Here is a 15,811-nt window from a genome sequence, read left to right as displayed (position 1 = left end):
ACCTTCCATGCAAAATCTCAATCAACCCGATCCCGCCGAACTGCCGTCGACGGCCAAGCTGCTCAAGTCTACCGGCGTCGCCGTCGTCATCGCCTCGGCCCTGCTGGTCACCGTGGTCCTTCCAGCCGAGTACGGCGTCGATCCTACCCGCATCGGCTCGGTCTTCGGGCTGACCGAGATGGGCCGGATCAAGCGCCAACTCGCCGTTGAAGCTGCGGCTGAAGCGGCCTCAACGGCGGCGGTCATTACATCCACGAGGACCGCGCCTGCCTTGCCGGCAGCCGCACCAGTGGGCTCACCAGACACCGCAACTCAGGAGCCGGCCAGGTCTGCCAAGACCGAAGCCGTCCCGCCAGCGGTCACGACCCAGACGGCAGCCGCAGCTACGACAACCAATGGCGCATCGGCGGGTCGCAGCCATCGCACGTCCCTGACCCTTGAGCCTGACGAGGGGGCCGAGATCAAAATGGCCATGGGGGACGGCGCGAAGGCGAACTTCACCTGGTCCACCAGTGGCCCGGCGGTGAACTATGACACCCATGGTGACGGCCAAGGGATCACCTATCACGGCTATAGCAAGGGAACCTCCGCCCGCGAGACGGGGGTGCTAACGGCCGCTTTCGCGGGTCATCACGGCTGGTTCTGGCGTAACCGCAGCGGCGAGCGTGTCACCATCACGCTTCAAACCTCGGGCGACTACGAGAGCGTCGATTTCGTCGACTGAGGCTTACGGTCGGATGTCTCCCGCCTTGGGCTCACTCCTTCGTCGTCGGCCATCGCGGGTGGCGCTCGTCGATGACGAAGGGATGGCTGTGCAACGCCTCTCCGGATTGACCGTCCAGATGCGGATCGTCTTCGGCCGGTGCGTCATGCCGATGCGGCAGGTCCGTCGGGTCGTTCGCAGGCCAGACTACAAATCCTAGGACCGTTCCGAACGCGCACAGGGCGGCCAGCACCAGAAAGGCCGCGCTGGGGTCCGCAGCCGCGCTGACCAGACCGGCGACCGGATAGGCGATCAGCCAGGCGGCGTGGGACAGGGCGAACTGCGCCGCGAACAGGGCCGGACGATCCTGTGCGTTGGAAGACCGACGCAAGGCGCGACCCGCCGGTGTGAGGGTCAGCGAATAGCCGACGCCCATGACGGCCCAGAGGATGAGCAGGGCGACATAGGTGGTCGCCAGCACCGATCCCCCAAGCAGCACCAGGGTCATGATCGCGGCGCCCCACAACATGGCGGTCCGGTCTGCGACCCGGTCCAGCAGGCGAGGCAGGGCGATCGCCGCCGCCATCGACCCCGCCCCGAAAGCCGCTAGCGCCCAGGCGGCGGCTTGGCCGGACATGGCGAAGCGGGACTGCACCAGGACGACCGTGTTGACGAACACCATGGCCCCGCCGGCGGCCTCGGCGATGCTGATGGCGATCAGACCGCGCAGACGTGGCGTCAAAGCGAACAGGCGAACCCCGCCCGTGAGCCGCTGGATGAAGGGTTTCTGAGCCGTCTGCGTCAGTACCGGCAGTGCAGCCGTGACGACGAAAAGGGCCGAGATAACGAAGCCGAGGGACGTCCCGGCGAACAGATTGTTGTAGCTCATGAAGGCGAGGAGCACGGCCGCCAGCACGGGACTGGCCACGCTCTCGAGATCGGCCGCGAGGCGCGAGAGCGACAGGGCCTTGGTGTATTCCGCCTCGTCAGGCAGCAGGTCGGGGATCATCGCCTGGAACGCCGGGGTGAAGGCCGCCGAGGCGACGTACAGCACCGTCATCAGGGCATAGACCTCCCAGGCCTCGCCAACGAACGGCAAGGCGCCGGCGACACAGGCCCGGACGACATCCAGCGAGACCAGCAGGGCCTTGCGGGGAAGCCTGGCCGCCAGGGCGCTCGCGAAGGGCGCGACGCCGATATAGGCGATCATCTTGATGGCCAGGGCCATCCCCAAGACTTCGCCGGCATTGGCCCCGGCCAGATCATGCGCCAGCAGACCCAGCGCCACCGTCGCCATGCCCGTGCCGAGCAGGGCCGCGACCTGAGCCGTAAACAGGTGCCGATAACCGGCATGTCGGAGCGGGGAAAACATCGAAGATCATCCTGCGGGTCGAGCCAGGGGGCTAGCCTTATCCCCTCCGGGGGGATAGCATCTTGCTATGGCCCACGTCGTCCATAAATCCCATCCCGAGATCGTCAATCGGCTCAAACGCGCCGAGGGACATCTGCGGAAAACCATCGCCATGATCGAGGGCGGCCGCACCTGCCTCGACCTCGCCCAGCAGCTTCACGCAATCGAGAAGGCCGTGGCGGCGGCCAAGAAGGCCCTGATCCACGATCACATCGACCATTGCCTCGCCCATGCGGCGGAGGGCGATCCGGCTGAGGCGCGGCAGGCCATGGCCGAGTTCAAAGACATCACCAAATACCTGTGAGACGCCGATGACTCCGTTTGCGGACCTGCTCGCGCAGGGCTCGGCCCATGCCTGGCTGTTCATTCCCTCGGCCCTCCTTCTCGGGGCGCTTCACGGTCTTGAGCCGGGGCATTCCAAGACCATGATGGCGGCCTTCATCGTCGCCGTGCGCGGGACGGTCTGGCAGGCGGTATTGCTCGGGCTTTCGGCGACCTTGTCGCACACGGCCATCGTCTGGGCGATCGCCCTGACCGGTCTTTACTTCGGTCAGTTCTTCGACATCGAAGCCTCGGAGGGCTGGTTCCAACTGGCCTCGGCCGTGATCATCCTCGGTGTCGCCGCATGGATGCTGTTGGCCACATGGCGCGAGCAGAACGCCGTCCATAACGAGCATGATCATGACCACACCCACGACGAGACGCGCTGGATCGACACGGGCCATGGCGTCGTCAGCCTGAGTATCTTCGAGGACGGTATTCCGCCGCGCTTCCGGTTTGCCCCCGATCACGGTCCTGTCCCGAGGGCCGGCGACATCAAGGTCGCCACCACGCGCGCGGACGGCTCCGTCCAGACATTCCACTTCGAGACACGCGACGGCTATCTCGAATCGGCTGACGTCATTCCCGAACCCCACGCCTTCACGGCGCGGCTGGTTCTGGGCCACGGCAATCACACCCATGACTTCGACGTCGAGTTCGCCGAACACGATCACGAGCATGGTCATGACCACGGCGGCCTGGATGTCTCAAACCCCGGCCACCAGGACGCCCATGAACGCGCCCACGCCAACGACATCAAGAAACGGTTCGCCAACCGCAAGGTGACCACCTGGCAGATCATGCTCTTCGGCCTGACAGGCGGCCTGATCCCGTGCCCGGCCTCGATCACCGTCCTGCTGCTCTGCCTGCAGCTGAAGCAGGTGGCCTTGGGTGCGACCCTCGTCCTGTGCTTTTCGATCGGATTGGCGGCGACCATGGTCACCGTCGGTGTCGCAGCGGCGATCGGGATGCGGCATGCGGAGAAGCGCTGGTCGGGAGGTTTCGCGGCTTTTGCGCGGAAAGCGCCCTATTTTTCAGGCGGGCTGATCGCCATCGTCGGCCTGGTTCTCACCTGGCAGGCCGTCGTGGCCCTGGCCGGGTAGTTCCTTCATGACCGGCACGCCCTGTATCGATATCTGCACCTTCGACGGCCGCTCGGGTCAGTGCGAAGGCTGTGGTCGAACGCGCCCGGAGATAGCGGGCTGGCGCAAGCTTAGTCCCTATCAGAAGAGAACCATCGAACGGGATCTGCCGCGTCGTCTCGCCAGGCTTTCAGCCAACCTCACACCGAAACCGACGGTGTGAAAAGAGACGTGAGGCCGTGGCCATCGCTCCGGTCCACCTTGCGGGTTACGGCGTTTGAGACCCGACGACGTCTCATTCTGACCGGCGCTGGCGAGATAGCGGTCGAGAATGAACTGGTCGAGAGGCACGCCGACCGCCCATCTCGGGAGCTGTTTCGTGCTTCATCCTCGAACGCTATGCTTCCGCTTCTGGGTGCTTTTGCGAGTGATGCCGGTTCTTATCTAGCTGTACTGTAAGCCTTTTTGGAACCTTGAAGCTTTCGCGCGATTAGCGTTCGGGTCGCAACCGATGCCGACCGGAGCGAACCTCGATGCCGGCTTCCGCCAAACTTCTCTCCATCGCGACCGCAAACGCGCCGAATGTCATGACCCAGACGGACGTGGTCCGGGTCGCTCAGGCGCTGTTTAGAGACCGGTTTCCCGGAATCGACCGGATGCTGCCCGTGTTCGACACTGCGGGGATCAGGACGCGGCAATCGGCCATGCCCCTGGATTGGTATCTCACTCCACGGAGTTGGCCGGAACGGACCCAGGCCTATCTCGACATCGCGGTCGGCATGTTGGCCAGAGCCGCGGAAGCGGCTCTCGATCAAGCAGGCCTGAAAGGTTCCGATGTCGACGTGGTCATCACGGTCTCATCGACGGGCATCGCCACGCCCAGCCTTGAGGCCCGCGCCATGGCCCGGATGGGATTTCGCTCCGATGCAGCGCGGGTCCCGGTCTTCGGCCTCGGCTGCGCCGGCGGAGCGACGGGCCTCGCCCTTGCGGGAAGGCTGGCCCAGGCCTCGCCGGGGGCCGTGATCCTTGTGGTCGTGGTCGAGCTCTGCACCCTTTCGTTCCGGATGGAGGATCTGACCAAGGCGGACATTGTTGCGACGGCGCTGTTCGGCGACGGGTCGGCCGCCTGTGTGGTGCGCTGCGGCGAGGCGGGCTTCGCCTCGATCGAGGCGGCGGGCGAACACACCTGGCCCGGAAGTCTGGACGTCATGGGCTGGCGCGTCGGCCCGACCGGTCTGGGCGTGATCTTCGACCGCGCCATTCCTCCGTTCGCCCGCGAAAACCTTCGACCGGCGATGGTCGGGATGCTCGAACGCCAGGGCCTGGAGCTTGAGGATGTTGATCGTTTCATCTGTCACCCGGGCGGAATGAAGGTCATCGACGCCCTGGAGGGATCCCTGTCCCTCGATCAGGGCAGTCTGGATCACGAACGGGAGGTTCTGGCCGACCACGGCAACATGTCCGCGCCGACGGTCCTCTACGTCCTCGACCGGGCGAGACGACGGGGCCTGCCGAACCGGTCGGTCGTGACCGCCCTGGGGCCAGGTTTCACCCTCAGCACCGTGACCCTGAGGGCGGCGGCGTGATGTTGTCCATCGTCGTCCTCGCCCTGGTGACCGCGCAGCGGCTCGGGGAACTGGTTCTGGCCGAGTATAACACTCACCGTCTGCGCGCCCAGGGCGCCGTCGAGACGGGCGCGGACCACTACGTCTTCATCGTCCTCCTGCACGGGGCCTGGCTTCTGGGACTGTGGGCGTTCGCGTGGGACAGGCCGGTCAACCTTGCCCTGCTCGCCGTCTTCGTTCTGCTCCAGGCAGGCCGGGTCTGGGTGATCGCCACTCTCGGTTCCCGCTGGACGACCCGGATCATCACCTTGCCAGGCGCGCCGCTGGTCACTCGGGGGCCTTATCGCTTCGTCTCCCATCCCAACTATGTCGTGGTCGCCCTCGAGATCGCGGTCCTGCCGCTGGCCTTCGGACTGGTCGGCTATGCGATCATATTCAGCCTTCTCAACGCAGCGATGATGTGGGTGCGCATCCGCAGCGAGGCCCGGGCTCTTTCGGCGGCAACCGCCGGAGCGCAGCCGGGATAGGAGACCGCTCGAGGCCTTCCTGTCGTGTCAGCAGGCGCGGATCCTGGCGGTGAGCTTAGCAACTCTGGTGCGAAGCCCCGTCCACCAGCCAAGCGGCTTTTTGGTTTTAGGCGGTCCAGCAAGTTCGCGGCGCCTGGCTCAGGGCAGTGTGAACACCGTCTGGATCCAGCCGCTCGTCTGGGCATGTTCGAGCAGCTCGAAGATCGGGATCGCAAACAGGAAGATCAGGCCATTCCTGAGGGTGACCAGAAAAAAGATGGGGCGGACTTCGAGGGTCTCGGCGTCCCGCCACTTCGAGACGTCTGGCCAGAAACGAGGCGTGGCCGGCGAGCATGAGGAGCCATTTCAGGAGCCAACCTGACGCCCGCGGCGTACCTTGCCAACAGTGAACCGGAGAAAAAGGAAGGGCGGAGGCGGCCGCCCCGAGCGGGGGTGGAACAGTCCAGGAGCCCGTGATGCGACCCTTGCCCTCATCGACGCCCCAGCCCTCCGATCGTCTCTCGGCGTCGCTTTTTGATCTACCGGGAGCCCTTCAGCCGGAGTTGGACGACGCGTCCCTACTCTCCCTGCTGATGACACGCACCTTGCCACAGCGTGACATTCCCCGGGCCGTTGAGACTTTGCTGAAGGTCTTCGGCTCGGTGGCAGCCGTCGTCGCTGCCGACCCGCCGGAACTCGCCCGGGCCGCTTCACTGAACGCGACCACGATCACCGACCTCAAACTACTGCAGCAGTTGAGCGTCCGTCTGGCCCGGTCGGAAGCTTGCCGACGTCCCGTCGTATCGTCCTGGTCATGCCTTATAGCCTATGTGCGCTCAGCGTTGGCCCACGCACCCCGGGAGCAGTTCCGCGCCCTCTACCTGGATCGAAAGAACGTCCTCCTCCGGGACGAATTCCTCGCAGAAGGGACCGTTGACCACGCGCCGGTCTACCCCCGGGAAGTTATCCGGCGCGCGCTCGAAGTCTCGGCCTCCGCGCTCATTCTGGTCCACAACCATCCGTCCGGCGATCCGACGCCTTCGCGCGCTGACATCGAAATGACGCGGCAGATCAACGATGCTGCGCGCGTCTTCGGCCTGCAGGTCCACGACCATCTCGTCATCGGCCGCCAGGGTACGGCGAGCTTCAAACAGCTCGGCCTGATCTGAGGCCGCCATGACCCTGAAAGCCATCGTCACCGCCCTGGGCGGCGACCTTTACGCCGGGGGCTCACGCGCCAGCATCCCCGCACCCGGTCACAGCACGGCGGATCGTTCGGTTTCTCTGATGCTGGCCGATGATCGCGTCATCATCCACGGATTCGGCGGCGCCGACTGGCGCACTGCCCGGGATGATCTTCGCGGTCGAGGCTTCATCGACGACGCCGGTCGGCTCACCGGCGGCGGGCGCGGACGGTCCTCATCGCCGAGACCGGACCGGCGCTTTCGCGTGGAGACCGCGTCGCGTCTGTGGACCGCGACGACGGGGCGAACACCCCACGGTCCGGCCGCTCTCTATCTACAGCGGCGCGCCGTTCTGGCCGAGGACGCGGTCTCCAATCTTCGGCTGCACCCGGCCGCGCCACTCTCGGTGTATCGGAGCGGCGGGCGCTCGCGTCCGGCTCTGATCGCCCGGATCAGCGACGCCGACGATCGTCTGACGGCGGTCGAACTGACATATCTCGAGACCAACGGGCTGCTCGCTGCCGGTCTGCGCCTGGCTCGCAAGACCGTGGGTCAGGTGCCCCCCGGCGCGGCCGTTCGCCTCTCGCCTGCGGCCGAAAACATGCTGGTGGGCGAAGGGGTCGTCACGACCTTGTCGGCAATGGACCGCTTCGGTCTTCCCGGCTGGGCCCTCATGGCCGCCAACAACCTCGCCGTCTGGAGCCCGCCCGCCTGCGTGCGCAGGGTCCTGATCGCCGCCGATCGAGGCGAGGCCGGTGAGGCGGCGGCGTCCCGGCTCCGCCGCCGCCTGGTCCGCGATGGACTTGATGTCGAGGCGTCATGGCCCGACCCGCCGTTCGGCGACTGGAACGAGGTCGCGGTCGCGGCAACGTCGCAAAAGGGGGAGCGAGGGCGCTGAGGGGCGCCGGAGCGGCAGGGATGGGCCCCGACGCCCGGCAGGAGAGACCTCATGAGCGACCTCGTTCCCGTCATCACCCCAACAACCTCTATTCCTGAAACCCCGACCCCGGCCGTCATCTTCACGCCCGTGGAACGCATCGTCCGCCTCGGGGATCTCGGCATCGCGCGAGAGAACCTGCGCTATGGCGAACCGCCCGACGACGATATTCCGACCCTGGCCGCTACCCTGAAGGCGGCCGGTCAGTTGCAGCCCGTGACCGTCAGGCCCGGTCGCGGCAAAAAGGAGCAGCCGTTCATGGCCCTCGACGGTCGTCGTCGTCGTCTGGCGCTGGCTATCCTGCTGGAGGCCGGCGACATCGACGAGGACTATCCGGTCCGGACCTATGTCGAGACCGATCCGGCGCGCCAGGCGGCGGCGGTCCTGCTGACCAATACCGCCGTCCCGGTCCACGTGGCCGACGTCATCGCGGCCATCGGCCGGATGCTGAAGTCGAAACTGGCGATCACCGCCATGGCGCGGGCGCTCGGTTATGACGAGATCGAGATCAAACGGCTGGCCGCCTTGTCCGGGGTCGCGCCGGCCGCTCTGGTGGCGCTGAAGGCGGGCCGCATCACCCTTCGCCAGACCCGGTTGCTGGCACGGCTGCCGGATCGCCAGGAGCAGGAGGCTCTCGCCCAGATGACCTTGGACGGCCATGGGTTTCAGGAATGGCGGGTCAGCGAACGTCTCGACGACAGCCGGGTCACCACGCGCGATCGCCGCTGCGCCCTGGTCGATCCTCGGGCCTATGCCGACGCCGGGGGGCGGACGGAGAGCGATCTGTTCGGCGAGCTTCCGCCGGTCCTGCTCGACCCGGACATTCTGACCGACGTCTGGACCCGTCGCGCACGCGGGATCGCGGCCGTGTTCGAGGCCGAAGGGATCTCGGTTCACGTGACCGCCGGCCCGGAGCCAGAGCTTACCGATGATCTGGAGGCGCTCGGTTATGTGTATGGCGGTTCACTCCCCGCCGAAGAGATGGCGCGCTATCGGGCGCAGCGGGAGGTGTTCAACGATCGGACAGAGAAAGCGCGCATCGCCCTGGCGGACGTCGAGCACCCCGACGTCGCCGATCTGGCGATCGTCGATATGATCCACGCCAGGATCGCATCAGACCAGACTGGATGCGGGGGCCGGGTCGTAACGACGATGGTCCTGTGGCCGGCCGCGGAGGCAGGCGTCGATGTCCGCTGCTACACGCCGGAGGAACCCGAGATCGACGATGAGGATGAGGACGCCGCGCCGGAGGCCGCGCGTCGGACCTCGGCGCCACCGGCCTATGTCCCGCCGGAAGTCGAGGCTCCGGAGCCGGAGACCGAAGGCGTGAACCACGCCCTTCACACCGTGCGGACCGATGTAGCGACGCGCGGCCTGATCCGCGCCTTGGCCGACGATCCCGGGGCGGGGCTGACGGCCTTGATCGCCCGGCTGTTCACCGTCCTCGTCCGGCGCGCCCACATCGGGCGCGTGGACTCAGCCCTGGCCATCACGGCCTGTGGGTTCAATCCCGCCAATGGCCGGGTCATTGAGACCCTGGACGGGGACGTGCGTCGCCGGCTCGAAGATCGCCGCACGGCCTGGGAAGCGTCCGGCAAGACGGTGATCGGCTGGGTGCATGGGCTGGCCCACGGCGAGAAGATGGGATTGCTGGCGGAGTTGACCGCCATCAGCCTCGACGTCCGGGAGGAGAAGACCTTCTCCATCCGCCGCAGCGCCCGGGCCGAGGCGGCGGAGCTGGCCGCTCTCTGCCAGGCGGACATCACTCTACACTGGACACCCGACGCCCCCTTCCTGCAGCCCCACTCCAAGGGCCTGCTGACCGGCATGCTCGAGACCATGGGCGCAGAGGACGAGCGGGCGAAGACGCTCCGCAAGACCGAGCTGGTCGACTGGGTGGCCGAACAGGCCGCGCAACGGACCTGGGCTCCGGCCGCCCTGTCCTGGGCCGCCCCGATCGACGCCGATCAGGACGCCCCGGACGTCGAGGACCAGGCCGCCGGCGATGGCGTCGATGAGGACGACGAGGGGGCCGGCGCCTTCGTCGTCACTCCGGCGGGCAAGGCGGCCCTGGACGTCGCCGCCGCCTGATTATCCGCACACGGAAACACCGCCCCGGCGACCTGCCGGGACGGTGTTTCTCTGTCGTCGTGCGCGTCGACGCGACTGTCGGGGAGACGAAGGGAGGGCGGGGCGAAGCGAGCCTGGAGGACCGAGAGGGAGGAGCCCTCCGCTCCAGGCGATCGGAGCCTTCCATGTCAACGATCCGCAACCTGTCGCTGTTCGCCGACCTCGCCGTCGGGAATCTCCCCGCCAACATCCTGGCCGCTGCCCGTGCATTGGCCATCCATCTTGCCCGCTCGCGCCCGCTGGATCGACGTCTCGTGGCCGAGGTGATGACCACCGCGTTCGGAGCGTCCGACGCCGAGGGCGGCTGGACCTGGCGCGACGCCTATGACGCTATCGAGGCCGCGACGGTGCTTCAGATCCGCCGCCTCGCGCCGCAGATCGCCCGGCTCGAGGACGCCCCGGCCGAGATCGCCGCTCTGCTCGCCGCGGTCTCAGCGCTTGGCCTGACCCACAGCCGGCGCAGTGAGGAACAGGTCGCGCTGGACCAGTTCTCCACCCCGCCCCAACTCGCCGCCCTCGCGGTGCTGGCGTCGCAGGTTCGGCCGGGCGACCTCGTGCTGGAGCCCTCGGCCGGGACCGGATTGCTGGCCGTAGTGGCCGAAGCGTGCGGGGCGAGCCTGACGTTAAACGAGCTTGCGCCCACGCGCGCCGCGCTCCTCGACGGACTGTTCGCCAAGGCGACGCGCCGGCGGCACGATGGCCGCCATCTACCCGACCTCCTCGGGGACGCCGGGGCGTTCGACGTCGTGGTCTGCAACCCGCCGTTCTCGGATCTTCAGGCCCATCTTATCGCGTCGGTCAAGGTTCTGGCGGACGGCGGCCGGATGGCGGCGATCGTGCCCCTCACCGCCCTTGCCGACACCGATCTGAGGCGGGTGCTCGAAGGCCACGGCGTCATGGTGGCCGCCGTGGCGTTTCCCGCGCGCGCTTTCGCCAAACACGGCACCTCGGTCGAGACCGGCCTGCTGGTTATGGATCGCGGCGGGACAGCCGTCTGGGACGGCCTTCTTCACCAACCCGAGGATCTGGAGGCGACCGCCCGGATTCTCGCGAGCCTTCCGAATCGCGGCACCGCCCGCCCGCGCGTGCGGTTGACGTTGGACGCCGCCGCCTTCCTCGCGCCGCGCGACCGCGGGCTGGCCCTTCCCGCAGGCCGACTGGCCTTCCTGGCCGGAGCAACACCCCTGGCCTATGAGGCGCGGCCCTGGGCTGGAGAGGGCCGGGACGTCGGCCTCTATCAGGCGCATGCCCTGGCGCGGATCGTCCTGCCCGATCCCCGGCCTCACCCTTCACCCCTGGTCGAATCCGGGCCCATGGCCTCAGTCGCGCCGCCCGCGCCGACCTACCGGCCGGTGTTGCCGCCGGCGGTGCTCAACCAGGGCCGGATCTCCGACGCCCAAACGGAGACGGTGATCTACGCCGGCGAGGCCCATGCGGCCTTCCTGCCCGGCCGGTTCCGCCTCGGCGAAGCACCGCATGAGGTGGCGCTCGTGCGCGATGATCAAAGCGAAGCGTTCGCCTTCCGTCGGGGTTTCTTCCTCGGCGACGGCACCGGCTGCGGCAAGGGGCGGCAGATCGCCGCCATCGTCGCAGACAACATGAGCCAGGGGCGCGTGCGCGCAGTCTGGCTCTCCCGCAATGACGCCCTGCTGGAGGACGCCCGGCGCGACTGGGGCGCCATCGGCGGCGGGGCCCACGACATCGTGCCGCTGTCGAGCTGGAAGCAGGGAGACGGGGTCCGGCTGGACCGGGGTATTCTGTTCACCACCTACGCGACCCTGCGTCAGCCGGCGCGGGGCGTCCGTCCCTCCCGCCTCGACCAGATCGTCGCCTGGCTGGGCGAGGACTTCGACGGCGTCATCGCCTTCGATGAAGCCCACGCCATGGCCAACGCGGCCGGTGGCGGCAAGGGCGCGCGGGGGACGAAGAAGGCCTCGCTGCAGGGCATGGCGGGGCTGGCGCTGCAGAACCGTCTGCCGAACGCCAGGATACTTTATGTCTCGGCCACGGGCGCCACCACGGCCGAGAACCTCGCCTATGCCGCACGTCTTGGCCTGTGGGGCGGGCCCGAAGCGCCGTTCATGTCCCGCGCCGACTTCCTGGACGCCATGGACCGGGGCGGGGTCGCGGCCATGGAGCTGGTCGCACGCGAGCTCAAGGCGCTCGGGCTTTATGTGGCGCGATCGCTGTCGTTCGAGGGCGTCGAGTACGAACCCCTGGTCCATCCGCTGACGCCAGACGACGTCGGCGTATGGGACCAGTGGGCCGACGCCTTCCAGCTGATCCACGCCAATCTGGCAGAGGCGCTGAAGGCGACCGGTCTCAGCGACGAGGCTGGCAAGCCGAAGAGCGCGATGGCGGCTTCCGCGGTCCACTCCGCTTTCGAGGGCGCTAAACTGCGCTTCTTCGGTCACCTTCTGGCTGGCCTGAAGGCGCCGAGCCTGATCGCGTCAATCCGCGACGACCTCGCCTCGGAGCGCTCGGCCGTGGTCCAGATTGTCTCCACAAACGAGGCGGTGATGGAGCGGCGGCTGTCCTCGATCCCGCCCGAGGAATGGAACAACCTCTCCATCGACCTGACGCCGCGAGAATACGTCCTCGACTATTTGCGCGAGGCCTTTCCCGTGCATCTGATGGAGGCGGTCGAGGACGATGACGGCAATGTCACCATGGTCCCGGTCATAGACGACGGTCGTCCCGCCCTCAGTCAGGAGGCGTTGGCCCGACGCGAGGCCCTGATCGAGAAGATGGCCTTGCTGCCCGCTGTGCCGGGCGTGCTCGACGCCCTGCTGGAAGCTTTCGGGACCGACGCGGTCGCCGAGATCACGGGCCGGTCGCGCCGGGTGGTGGTGAGGGACGGTCGTCGCGTCGTGGAGCGGCGGGGCGCCTCCGCGGCCCGCGCCGAGACCGACGCTTTCATGTCGGGCCGCAAGCGGGTGCTGATCTTCTCCGACGCCGGCGGAACCGGCCGCAGCTACCATGCCGACCTGTCGGCTCCGAACCAGCAGCGGCGGGTCCACTATCTGGTCGAACCGGGCTGGCGGGCCGACGCCGCCATCCAGGGCCTTGGCCGCTCCCACCGGACGCATCAGGCATCCGCGCCCCTGTTCCGGCCCGTCACCACCGACATCCAGGGCGAGAAGCGGTTCACCTCGACGATCGCGCGCCGGCTGGACTCTCTGGGCGCGCTCACGCGCGGCGAACGGCGCACCGCCGGAGCCGGCCTGTTCCGCGCCGAGGACAATCTGGAGAGCCCTTGGGCGCGCCGGGCATTGCTGGTCTTCTACGGCGCACTGGCCTTCGGGGAGCTGGACTCGATGACGCTTGAGACCTTCGTGGCCAAGACGAGCTTGAAGCTGCTCGACGACGACGGCGGCCTCAAACCCTCCGACGACCTGCCGCCGATCCATACCTTCCTGAACCGGCTTCTGGCGCTGCGCATCGCCGACCAGAACGCCTTGTTCGCGGACTTCGACCGCATCCTGTCCGGCATCCTCGATCGAGCCGCCGCCTCCGGTGAACTGGACCGCGGGCTGGAGGACATCGAGGCCGAGGAACTGGAGGTCACGGATCAGGAAGTGATCCGGACCGATGTCTCGACCGGCGCCGAGACGGCTCTGGTGACCTTCTCGCTCAAGGTAAGGCGCGAGATCCTCGTCGCCGACGCCGCCCTGACTTGGGCGAAGGATGTCGCCCACCGGCTGGTCGTCAACGAGAAGTCGGGCCGCGCCGCGATTGCGGAACTCGGCTTGACCACCTCGACGGACGAGAACCGCCTGATCACCGCCGTGCGGCTGGTTCGGCCCGACGATCGCCAGACGATGGCCGAGAAGACGTTCGAGGAGTCGGCGTGGAAGCCAGCGGAGGTTTCGACCTGGCGGCGGGTCTGGGACCAAGAGGTCGCCGGGACCGACCCTTGGCGGACGCGCGAACTGACGCTTGCCACGGGATTGCTGTTGCCGATTTGGGGCCGGTTGCCGGCGCGGGGTTGCTCGGTTCGCCGGGTCCGGGCGCCGGACGGACGCCGCTGGCTGGGGCGGGTTCTGGACCAGGTTCAGGCTCGAACTCTGAAGACGAGCCTGGGTCTGACCGACGTCGCCGAGGTTTGGGCGGACGGCGCGAGAACCGCCGCCACGATCCTCGACCGCAACGTCCAGCTATCGCTGGAGGGCGGGCTGTGGCTGAAGCGGTCCCGCGTTATGGACCGCTGGCGCATCGAGGTGGTGGGAGGCCGGACGGATCGCGACGCCCTGGTCGCCTCGGGCTGTTTCGTGGAGATCATCGCCTACACGCCTCGGGTCTTCGTCCCGGTTGAGCGGCCGACCGTGTTGGAGGCGGTGCTGCGCCGCCATCCGGTTCAGACCGTCCTCGACGGGCAGGCCGCCTGAGCGGGTCAGACCGGCGTCGCCTTCGGCGGGGACCGGGACGGGTTCAGAAGGGGGACGCCGCGACCCGTCACATCCTTGATATTGGCGGTGACGAGCGTCAGACCGTGGACCAGCGCGGTCGCGGCCAGGGCGGTATCCTCCTCGTCGCCGTCGCGCTCGGCCAGCATCCGGCCCCAGACGGCGGCCACGGCTTCGTCGATGGGCAGGATGCGGCCCGCATAGGCGGCGATGACCGCGTCCACGCCCTGTGTGATCGCCGCGGCGGCAGGATGGTCAGCGGCTGTCGCCCGCTCCGCTCCGTATCGCAACTCGCGGACAGTCATGGCGCTGATGCAGAGCTCGTGGTCATCGACCGACCGGAGCCAGGCCAGGATGTTGGCGGACGGTTTGGGCTTGCTGCTCTGGCTGACGACGTTGGTGTCAAGCAGATAGATCATCCCCTCGGCCGCATGAATGGCTCGAGCCCGCCAAGGTCGGCTCCCTGCATCGCGCGCTTCGCCGACGTCGCCGGGTAAGGGCGACCGGATTTGGGATGGGCGCGCGCATAAGCGGTCGCCGCCTTGATCTTGGCGAGCGACAGCGACGGGTAGTCCTCGAGGATCTCCTCATCGGTGGCTCCGCCTGCCGAGAGCGCCGCTAGGCGGTGGACCTCGATGTCGGTGCCTCTTACGACGGGAGCGCCGTGTTTGATCTCGATGGCGCGATCCACAGCCTCCAGCGCCTTCAGGCGTTGCGCGACATTTGTCCGATGCCGCTTCAACTGCACGATGAGCGGCCCGACAGAAACACTGGCGGACTGCGGAGACTCCTTGATCACGGCGACATACAGGTCGTCGAGCGCGGAAGGCGTCAGGGTGTGGCGATAGGTGGCCACCATGTCGAGATAGACGAGATCGGTCAGGCCGACGCATCGCACAGCGCGCTTGGCCGGACCTGAGGCCTCTGGCTTGAGTGGTCGGCGGTTGACGTCGCGTTTGATCGCGTCGAGCGGTTGATCAAGGACGAACGCCGCTTCGGGCAGAGTCCACTGGGGATCGGGCATCGAACAAGCCTCCTAATATGATCCAATATAGGATCACATTGTGGGTTCGGCAATGTCGGTGAGGCCCAGGATCGCGTGCGCGACCGAACACCGTCCAAAGGAGCGGAGGAAGGGAGTTTCCGGGTGAAGCGGGATTGGGGAGATCGGCTCCCCGACGGCTTCGGATATCCAGGAGACTGACATGCAAAACGTGATGTTCACCGGCCGATTGGCGGCCGACCCCCAGATCACCGACGACTTCGGCAAGGCGGTGTTTCGCCTGCTTGAAAGCCGCGGCGTCGACAACGCCGGCAAGGATCGGCTGGTCGGCGTCAACTGCGTGAGCTGGTCCAAAGGCCTCAACGAGAAGGTCATAGCCCGGGGCCTCGCGCAGGGGTGTGAGGCCGTGGTCATCGGCGCTTTCATCGACACCGCCTACGCGGCCAAGAACGGGACCGAGCGGACGGCCAAGGAACTGGTCATCAACCGGCTCACCGTCCTCGACTGGGCCGAGGAACGCGACATCCAGGACAGCAGCGCCGACCGCGCCGCCGCCTGATCCC

At 67.5% G+C, this 15,811-nt stretch carries 14 protein-coding genes; 11 read left to right on the top strand and 3 right to left on the bottom strand.

Annotated elements, in window-relative coordinates; all coding sequences use genetic code 11:
- Positions 1-7 precede the first annotated feature (7 nt).
- Positions 8-724 (top strand): hypothetical protein, encoded by a 717-nt coding sequence (locus tag ACETK8_RS01040; RefSeq protein ID WP_035308115.1) that lies wholly within the window; start codon positions 8-10, stop codon positions 722-724.
- A 31-nt stretch (positions 725-755) separates the two neighbouring features.
- Here ACETK8_RS01040 and ACETK8_RS01035 read toward each other — a convergent pair whose 3' ends face one another.
- Positions 756-2,075 (bottom strand): MFS transporter, encoded by a 1,320-nt coding sequence (locus ACETK8_RS01035; RefSeq protein WP_088582497.1) that lies wholly within the window; start codon positions 2,073-2,075, stop codon positions 756-758.
- A 67-nt stretch (positions 2,076-2,142) separates the two neighbouring features.
- Here ACETK8_RS01035 and ACETK8_RS01030 point away from each other — a divergent pair, with 67 nt between their 5' ends.
- The 9 genes from ACETK8_RS01030 to ACETK8_RS00990 all read left to right on the top strand — a co-directional run bounded on the left by ACETK8_RS01030 (position 2,143) and on the right by ACETK8_RS00990 (position 14,227).
- Entirely contained in the window at positions 2,143-2,418 is a 276-nt protein-coding gene (locus tag ACETK8_RS01030) for a metal-sensing transcriptional repressor (RefSeq protein WP_088582496.1), read from the top strand.
- Between the two features lie 7 nt (positions 2,419-2,425).
- Positions 2,426-3,538, top strand: coding sequence for a nickel/cobalt efflux transporter (locus ACETK8_RS01025; protein WP_135194135.1), 1,113 nt, complete (start codon positions 2,426-2,428; stop codon positions 3,536-3,538).
- A gap of 7 nt (positions 3,539-3,545) precedes the next feature.
- Complete coding sequence (locus tag ACETK8_RS01020) at positions 3,546-3,740, top strand: DUF1289 domain-containing protein (RefSeq protein WP_135194134.1); 195 nt, start codon at positions 3,546-3,548, stop codon at positions 3,738-3,740.
- Between the two features lie 310 nt (positions 3,741-4,050).
- Entirely contained in the window at positions 4,051-5,103 is a 1,053-nt protein-coding gene (locus ACETK8_RS01015; RefSeq protein ID WP_372693224.1) for a type III polyketide synthase, read from the top strand.
- Positions 5,103-5,609, top strand: coding sequence for an isoprenylcysteine carboxyl methyltransferase family protein (locus ACETK8_RS01010; RefSeq protein ID WP_245159367.1), 507 nt, complete (start codon positions 5,103-5,105; stop codon positions 5,607-5,609). The genes ACETK8_RS01015 and ACETK8_RS01010 overlap by 1 nt, the downstream gene beginning before the upstream one ends.
- A gap of 542 nt (positions 5,610-6,151) precedes the next feature.
- The gene (gene radC, locus ACETK8_RS01005) at positions 6,152-6,757 is read left to right on the top strand and encodes a RadC family protein (RefSeq protein WP_374037687.1); all 606 of its coding nucleotides are present in this window, start codon (positions 6,152-6,154) and stop codon (positions 6,755-6,757) included.
- A gap of 7 nt (positions 6,758-6,764) precedes the next feature.
- Positions 6,765-7,670 carry a toprim domain-containing protein gene (locus ACETK8_RS01000; protein ID WP_154725906.1) on the top strand — a complete coding sequence of 302 codons (906 nt, stop codon included), beginning with the start codon at positions 6,765-6,767 and terminating at the stop codon, positions 7,668-7,670.
- A gap of 51 nt (positions 7,671-7,721) precedes the next feature.
- Complete coding sequence (locus ACETK8_RS00995; RefSeq protein ID WP_316629571.1) at positions 7,722-9,800, top strand: ParB/RepB/Spo0J family partition protein; 2,079 nt, start codon at positions 7,722-7,724, stop codon at positions 9,798-9,800.
- A 164-nt stretch (positions 9,801-9,964) separates the two neighbouring features.
- The gene (locus tag ACETK8_RS00990) at positions 9,965-14,227 is read left to right on the top strand and encodes a strawberry notch-like NTP hydrolase domain-containing protein (protein ID WP_374037686.1); all 4,263 of its coding nucleotides are present in this window, start codon (positions 9,965-9,967) and stop codon (positions 14,225-14,227) included.
- A 5-nt stretch (positions 14,228-14,232) separates the two neighbouring features.
- Here the strand turns inward: ACETK8_RS00990 and ACETK8_RS00985 are convergent, their stop codons facing one another.
- Both ACETK8_RS00985 and ACETK8_RS00980 read right to left on the bottom strand, forming a co-directional pair.
- Positions 14,233-14,664, bottom strand: coding sequence for a type II toxin-antitoxin system VapC family toxin (locus ACETK8_RS00985; RefSeq protein WP_035305778.1), 432 nt, complete (start codon positions 14,662-14,664; stop codon positions 14,233-14,235).
- Positions 14,661-15,269 carry a DUF433 domain-containing protein gene (locus ACETK8_RS00980; protein ID WP_035305776.1) on the bottom strand — a complete coding sequence of 203 codons (609 nt, stop codon included), beginning with the start codon at positions 15,267-15,269 and terminating at the stop codon, positions 14,661-14,663. Before ACETK8_RS00980 ends, ACETK8_RS00985 begins: the two co-directional genes overlap by 4 nt.
- Positions 15,270-15,450: 181 nt before the next feature.
- Between ACETK8_RS00980 and ACETK8_RS00975 the strand changes: the two genes are divergently transcribed.
- Positions 15,451-15,807, top strand: coding sequence for a single-stranded DNA-binding protein (locus ACETK8_RS00975; RefSeq protein ID WP_035305771.1), 357 nt, complete (start codon positions 15,451-15,453; stop codon positions 15,805-15,807).
- Positions 15,808-15,811 lie beyond the last annotated feature (4 nt).

Source organism: Brevundimonas staleyi (assembly GCF_041893865.1).
Taxonomy (GTDB): Bacteria; Pseudomonadota; Alphaproteobacteria; order Caulobacterales; family Caulobacteraceae; genus Brevundimonas; species Brevundimonas staleyi.
The sequence above is the reverse complement of the archived record's forward strand: the minus strand, read 5'-3'. Positions and strand labels throughout refer to the sequence as shown.

Bases quoted from the DNA above. Each gene is read 5' to 3' on its own strand.
- ACETK8_RS01015 (WP_372693224.1), top strand. From the start codon at position 4,051: ATGCCGGCTTCCGCCAAACTTCTCTCCATCGCGACCGCAAACGCGCCG.
- ACETK8_RS00995 (WP_316629571.1), top strand. From the start codon at position 7,722: ATGAGCGACCTCGTTCCCGTCATCACCCCAACAACCTCTATTCCTGAA.
- ACETK8_RS01020 (WP_135194134.1), top strand. From the start codon at position 3,546: ATGACCGGCACGCCCTGTATCGATATCTGCACCTTCGACGGCCGCTCG.
- ACETK8_RS01010 (WP_245159367.1), top strand. From the start codon at position 5,103: ATGTTGTCCATCGTCGTCCTCGCCCTGGTGACCGCGCAGCGGCTCGGG.
- ACETK8_RS01030 (WP_088582496.1), top strand. From the start codon at position 2,143: ATGGCCCACGTCGTCCATAAATCCCATCCCGAGATCGTCAATCGGCTC.
- ACETK8_RS00975 (WP_035305771.1), top strand. From the start codon at position 15,451: ATGCAAAACGTGATGTTCACCGGCCGATTGGCGGCCGACCCCCAGATC.
- ACETK8_RS00990 (WP_374037686.1), top strand. From the start codon at position 9,965: ATGTCAACGATCCGCAACCTGTCGCTGTTCGCCGACCTCGCCGTCGGG.
- ACETK8_RS01035 (WP_088582497.1), bottom strand. From the start codon at position 2,075: ATGTTTTCCCCGCTCCGACATGCCGGTTATCGGCACCTGTTTACGGCT.
- ACETK8_RS01000 (WP_154725906.1), top strand. From the start codon at position 6,765: ATGACCCTGAAAGCCATCGTCACCGCCCTGGGCGGCGACCTTTACGCC.
- ACETK8_RS00985 (WP_035305778.1), bottom strand. From the start codon at position 14,664: ATGATCTATCTGCTTGACACCAACGTCGTCAGCCAGAGCAGCAAGCCC.
- ACETK8_RS01040 (WP_035308115.1), top strand. From the start codon at position 8: ATGCAAAATCTCAATCAACCCGATCCCGCCGAACTGCCGTCGACGGCC.
- ACETK8_RS01025 (WP_135194135.1), top strand. From the start codon at position 2,426: ATGACTCCGTTTGCGGACCTGCTCGCGCAGGGCTCGGCCCATGCCTGG.
- ACETK8_RS00980 (WP_035305776.1), bottom strand. From the start codon at position 15,269: ATGCCCGATCCCCAGTGGACTCTGCCCGAAGCGGCGTTCGTCCTTGAT.